Raw genomic sequence first — 6,388 nt, 5'->3', positions numbered from 1 at the left:
GTGCCGCGATGCGCGCGGCGCCGGCGCGGGAGGGTCGACGCTCGACGCGGCGTGGGAGCGGATCACGCTCGGCGTACCTGCGCGGGGATTCGGGCAGCGCGCCTGAGTCGATGGCTCCCCCGGCACCCCGGATGGCGGGCTGAGGACCGCGGCAGGCCTGGTCGTGACGGCGGGTATCTGCGCCGCTGCCCCGCGCCGAGGGCGCCCGCTGGGCCGGCCGCGGCCGCGGTCAGGCACGATCGACCTACCATGACTCTCACCGACCACCTTCCCGCCGCGGCCGTCTCGGCCTCCGGCGGCGCCGCCGAGCCCGATCCCGACGCCCTCTACGACGCCTTCACGACCTGGGCCGCCGACGAGGGCCTGGAGTTGTACCCGGCGCAGTCCGAGGCGCTCATCGAGATCGTCTCCGGGTCGAACGTGATCCTGGCGACGCCGACCGGGTCGGGCAAGAGCCTGGTCGCGGTGGGCGCGCACTTCGCGGCGCTCGCGGCGGGGCGCCGCACGTTCTACACGGCGCCGATCAAGGCGTTGGTCAGCGAGAAGTTCTTCGCGTTGTGCGCGACGTTCGGGGCCTCGAAGGTCGGGATGCTCACCGGTGACGCGTCGGTCAACGAGGCGGCGCCGATCATCTGCTGCACCGCGGAGGTGCTGGCGAACATCGCATTGCGGGACGGGGTGGACGCCGATGTCGGCCAGGTCGTGATGGACGAGTTCCACTACTACGCCGATCCGGACCGGGGCTGGGCGTGGCAGGTGCCGTTGCTGGAGCTGCCGCGCACGCAGTTCGTGCTGATGTCGGCCACCCTCGGCGACGTGTCGAGGTTCGAGACGGATCTGACCCGGCGCACGGGGCGGCCCACCGCGGTGGTGAGTTCCGCGCAGCGCCCGGTGCCGTTGTTCTACCGGTTCGTCACCACCCCGTTGCACGAGACGATCGCCGAGCTGCTGGAGACCCGCCAGGCCCCGGTGTATGTCGTGCACTTCACCCAGGCGCAGGCGTTGGAGCGGGCGCAGGCGTTGATGAGCGTGAACGTGTCCTCGCGGGGGGAGAAGGATGCGATCGCGGCGGCGATCGGCGGGTTCCGGTTCACCGCGGGGTTCGGGAAGGTGCTCTCGCGGCTGGTGCGCCACGGCATCGGGGTGCACCACGCGGGGATGCTGCCGAAGTACCGGCGCCTGGTGGAGCAGCTCGCGCAGGCGGGGCTGCTGAAGGTGATCTGCGGGACGGACACCCTCGGGGTGGGCATCAACGTGCCGATCCGCACGGTGCTGTTCACGTCGTTGTCGAAGTACGACGGCACGCGGGTGCGGCTGCTGACGGCGCGGGAGTTCCACCAGATCGCCGGGCGGGCGGGCCGCGCCGGTTATGACACGGTCGGCACGGTGGTCGTGCAGGCCCCGGAGCATGTCATCGACAACCTCAAGGCGTTGGCGAAGGCCGGGGACGATCCGAAGAAGCGGCGCAAGGTGGTGCGCAAGAAGCCCCCCGAGGGCAGCGTCGGCTATGGGGAGCCGACGTTCGACCGGCTCGTCGGCGCCGATCCGGAGCCGTTGACCAGCCAGTTCACCGTGTCGCACGCGATGCTGCTGAACGTGGTGAACCGTCCGGGGGATGCGTTCGCGTCGATGCGCCATCTACTGACCGACAACCATTCCGATGCCGCCACCCAGCGGCGGCTGATCAGCCGGGCGATCGCGATCTACCGGGCGCTGCTGGCGGCGGGGGTGGTGGAACGCCTGGACTCCCCCGACGAGCTGGGCCGCACGGTGCGGGTGACGGTGGATCTGCAGCTGGACTTCGCGTTGAACCAGCCGCTGTCGCCGTTCGCGCTGGCGGCGTTGGAACTGTTCGACCCGGCGGCACCCGGTTACGCCCTGGATGTGCTCTCGGTGCTGGAGTCGACGTTGGACAATCCGCGTCAGGTGCTGCACGCCCAGCTCTCCAAGGCCCGCGGGGAGGCGGTGGCGGCGATGAAGGCGGAGGGCATCGAATACGACCGGCGGATGGAGCTGCTGGAGGAGGTCACCTACCCGCAGCCGCTCGCGGAGCTGCTGGGCGCGGCGTTCACGACCTACCGCGGTGGGCATCCGTGGGTCGGGGACTACGAGCTGGCGCCCAAATCGGTGGCGCGGGAGCTGTTCGAGCGGGCGATGACGTTCGCCGAGTACGTGTCGTTCTACGGGCTGGCCCGTTCGGAGGGGCTGCTGCTGCGGTATCTCGCCGACGCGTACAAGGCGTTGCGGCACACGGTGCCAGAGGATGCCCGCACCGAGGAGGTCGTCGACCTGACCGAGTGGCTCGGGGAGCTGGTCCGTCAGACCGACTCGAGCCTGCTCGACGAGTGGGAACGGCTGTCCTCCCCCGACGCCGCCGGTGAGCTCGCGGCGCCGACGGTGGGCATTGACGAGCGGCCGCCGGCGGTGACCCGTAACCCGCGGGCGTTTCGGGTGCTGGTGCGCAACGCGTTGTTCCGCCGGGTGGAACTCGCCGCGCTGCGTCGCTATGACCTGCTGGGCGATCTCGACGCGGACCCGGCCGGTAGCGGCGCACCCGCGCCTGCCGGTGGGGGCGGGCCGGGTGGGGCGATGTTCGACGCGCAGGGTTGGCGCGACGCGCTGGCGGGCTACTACGACGAGCATGACGCGATCGGCACCGGGCCGGACGCGCGGGGCCCGGCGATGCTGCTGCTGGACACCGACGGGCCGGTGTGGCGGGCCCGGCAGATCTTCGATGACCCGGCGGGGGATCACGACTGGGGGATCAGCGCGGAGATCGACCTGGCCGCCAGCGACGAGGCCGGCGTCGCCGTCGTACGGGTCACGGCGGTCGACCGGCTCTGATACCGCCGGCGCGCGCGGTCACCGGCGGCGGTCGCGGGGGCCGGGGATGCGTCGGCGGGGGTTCGGTGGTTTGGGTCGCCGGCGGCGCGGCGGTGTCTGGGGGCAGCGGCACCCGGCCGATGGCGAGGGTGGCGCCGAACTCGATGGCACTGGCCGTCGCTTCGGCGCTGGGCAGGTCGGTGACCATGACGCTGATGTGCAGGTCGGCGAGCAGAGCGAGGAGGTTTTCGCGCACGGCGTGCGCCCGGTGCTCGGCTGCGGCGGTGACCACGGTGGCCGGCACCGTCCAGGCGGCGGTGACCAGCGGGGTGAGCGCGACGGTGTCGACGGGCAGGGTCGCCAGCAGCGCGAGGTTGGAGTCGGCCGCGCCGAAGTCCGCCAGGCACACCCCGACGTCGTGCGCGCCGATCTGGTTCAGTCGGGTCTGCCATTCGATCGGTTCGAGACCGCGCTCGGCGTCGATGAGGTCCAGGACGAGTTCCCCGGGGCGTAGCCGGCCCTCGGCCAGCGCGCCGCGCACCGCGCCGACGAACGCGGGGGTGGGTGGCACGGCGGTGGGGACGACCAGGTGCACCGGTGGCGGCGTGGGCCCGTCCCGCAGCCGGGGCAGGTCGGCGAGGACCCGGTCGAAGGTGGCGCGGGTGAGCGCGGGGAGCAGCCCGGGACGTTCGCTGGTGGGCACGAGGTCCACGGCGGGCATCTCCCCGATGGCGGGATGCGACCAGCGCAGCTCCACCTGTACTCCCGCGGGCGCCCCGGCGGGCAGGTCGACGATCGTGCGGTAGCGGACCCGCAGGTCACCGTCGTGGCCCTCGCCCCGCAGCGCGCGCACGAGCGCGGCGCGCGGACTGTCGGCCTCCGTGCCGCGCTCCCCCTCGCGGGCGAGGCCGGGGCTGTAGACGGTGAGGCTGCCCTTGCCGGTGCTTTTCGCCGCGTACATCGCGGCGTCGGCGCGGTGCAGGATGCGTTCGGCGGAGAGTTCCTCGTCGGCGTCGGCGACGACGAGGCCGACGCTGGCGTGCACGGTGCGGCGGGTGCCGGCGAGCAGCGCGGGGGCGCGTACGGCGCTCAGCACGCGGCTGCCGACGGTGGCCGGGGCGTCGCCGCCGGGCAGGAGCAGGATCGCGAACTCGTCGCCGCCGAGGCGGGCGACGGTGTCCCCGGCGCGCACGGCGCGGGTGAGCCGGCGCGCGGTCACCTGCAGCAGCCGATCGCCGGCGGCGTGGCCGAGGGTGTCGTTGACCCTTTTGAAGTCGTCGAGGTCGACGTAGAGCAGGGCGAAGCGGGCGCGGTCGCGGTGCTGGGCGGCGAGGGCGCGGCGCAGCCGGTCGCCGAACAGCGCCCGGTTGGCCAGGCCGGTCAACGGGTCGTGGAAGGCCTGGTATCGCAGCCGTTGCTCGCTGATCTCCACCTGGTGCAGCAGGCCGATGTTGTCCGCCAGAATGATCATCTGGCGGGCGAGGCCGAGCAGCGGCAGGGCGAGCAGGACGGCGATGTCGACCAGGCGCGGTCCGGTGCCCACGGTGATGTCGATCAGCACGGTCAGGCCGGCGACGGCCAGCGGCAGCAGGGGCAGGACAGCGTGCGCCCAGCGGGTGCGGGACTGGGCGCGCCGGCTCGGGGCGGCGCGCCCGCTCTGCGGTGCGGGTCCGGTGCGCGCGAGGCTGGCCAGGGTCAGCAGGCAGAGCGCGATGAGCCAGCAGATCAGGTCCTCGAGGCGGACCGTGCTGAGGCCGAGGGTGGCGCTCTGGGCGTTGGAGAGGAAGCTGAGGCAGAGCAGGATGACGCCGACGGCGAGCAGCGCGAATCCGGTGGCGGACTCCGGCCGTCGAAAGATCCACAGGCCGACCGCCGTGCAGGCTGTGAGCAGGCTGACGGCGCAGAACAGCAGGATGACGATGAGCCCCTCGACGTCGACGACGCCCGCGTCGATGATCCGGCGCAGGAACAGCGTCCAGGCCAGCATGCCGGTGGAGCTGACCACGATGAGGCCGTCGAGCAGGGTGGCGATCCACCAGCGGGGTCCCAGCGGCCCGCGGGTCGCCTCGGGCGGGCCGTCGCGGCGCGCCGGGTAGCGCAGCAGGGCGAGCAGGACGAGGACGAGCGGGACGATGATGGTCAGCTGCGGGTAGGTCAGCCGCCCGCGCGTCGGGCCGGTGACGGGGATCGCGGCGAGCAGGTACCACCAGCCGGCGAGGTCGATGAGGAGCAGGGCCGCGGCGAGCACCCAGCGCCACGACCGGTCCCCGGGGGCGGCGAGGCGGGCGGTCCAGGCGGCGGTGAGACCGCCGAGCAGACAGACGCCGATGATGATCAGGCGGGTGGTCATCTCCGCGGCGTGGCGGGGCAGAGCGGCGACGGCCACGACGGCCACGCAGATGCTCAGCGCCGCGACGGGGGTCCAGAGTCGCCACAGCGACGCGGCGCGTGGCCGCGATCCGTGGTGGGTCCCCGGCGAGTGCGGCGGGTCGGGGCGCGGCGGGTCGGGGCGCGGCGGGTCGGGGCATGGCGTTCCCACGGCCCGGGGCTGGTGCTCGGCCTGGGGCCGCGGCCGGACCCGCCATCTCGCGACCACCTCTGGGGCATCGCCCGCGGCGGCACCCTTCTAACTGTTCGGAGGTGACCGACTGCGCTGGGCAAGGGCTTGTGCGGTGGGTCAGGAGTTGTGTACGGGGAACGCCGGCACGGACGGGCCCCCGACACGAGTGTCACCGTGCGACCACGGCCGGGGCGACCGATTGGACCGGTATTGTCCCATTGTGAGTACCGTGCGGGTCTTCCTGCTGGATGACCATGAGATCGTCCGCCGCGGAATCCGGGAGATGCTCTCCGAATCCAGTGACATCGACGTGGTCGGCGAGGCGTCGACCGCGGCCGAGGCGTTGCGCCGGATCCCGGCCACCCGGCCGAACGTGGCCGTGCTCGACGCCCGGCTGGAGGATGGCAACGGCATCGACGTGTGCCGGGACCTGCGCAGCGCGCATCCCGACATCGGCTGCCTGATCCTCACCTCCTACGACGACGACGACGCCCTGTTCGCCGCCATCATGGCGGGGGCGGCCGGCTACCTGCTCAAGCAGATCAAGGGCACCGACCTGGTCGGGGCGATCCGCACGATCGCCTCCGGGCGCTCCCTGCTCGACCCGGCGGTCACCCAGCGGGTGCTCACCCGGCTGCGGGAGGGGCCGGTGGAGGACCGCAAGCTCGCCGCCCTCGGGGAGCGGGAACGTCAGATCCTCGTGCTCATCGCCGAGGGCCTGACCAACCGGCAGATCGCCGGGCGGATCCACCTGTCCGAGAAGACCGTCAAGAACTACGTCTCGGCGATCCTGGAGAAGCTAGAGCTGTCCAGCCGCACCCAGGCCGCCGTCTACGCGACCCGCATCGACAAGTAGCCGCCCTCGACGGGTAGCCGCCCTCGACGGGTAGCCGCCCTCGACGGGTAGCCGCCCTCGACCCACGGGTTCGGGGGGGGGGGGGGGGGGGGGGGGGGGGGGGGGGGGGGCGGGGGGGGGGGGGGGGGGGGGGGGGGGGGGGGGGGGGG

At 73.1% G+C, this 6,388-nt stretch carries 3 protein-coding genes; 2 read left to right on the top strand and 1 reads right to left on the bottom strand.

Features of this window, described 5'->3' with window-relative positions; translation table 11 throughout:
- Positions 1–249 precede the first annotated feature (249 nt).
- Positions 250–2,844, top strand: a complete 2,595-nt coding sequence (locus MXD58_RS17170) for a DEAD/DEAH box helicase (protein WP_248837022.1) — start codon at positions 250–252, stop codon at positions 2,842–2,844.
- On the opposite strand, the gene MXD58_RS30740 is transcribed toward MXD58_RS17170, so the two are convergent.
- Positions 2,822–5,218 (bottom strand): diguanylate cyclase domain-containing protein, encoded by a 2,397-nt coding sequence (locus MXD58_RS30740; RefSeq protein WP_250609548.1) that lies wholly within the window; start codon positions 5,216–5,218, stop codon positions 2,822–2,824. The two genes, MXD58_RS17170 and MXD58_RS30740, sit on opposite strands and share 23 nt — an antisense overlap.
- Positions 5,219–5,603: 385 nt before the next feature.
- On the opposite strand from MXD58_RS30740, the gene MXD58_RS17160 reads away from it, so the two are divergent.
- Positions 5,604–6,239, top strand: a complete 636-nt coding sequence (locus MXD58_RS17160) for a response regulator (protein WP_308301984.1) — start codon at positions 5,604–5,606, stop codon at positions 6,237–6,239.
- The last annotated feature ends 149 nt before the right edge of the window (positions 6,240–6,388 follow it).

The organism is Frankia sp. AgKG'84/4, assembly GCF_023242965.2.
Classification (GTDB): Bacteria; Actinomycetota; Actinomycetes; order Frankiales; family Frankiaceae; genus Frankia.
Note: the sequence above shows the minus strand (reverse complement) of the source record. Positions and strands in the feature narration are given on the sequence as shown.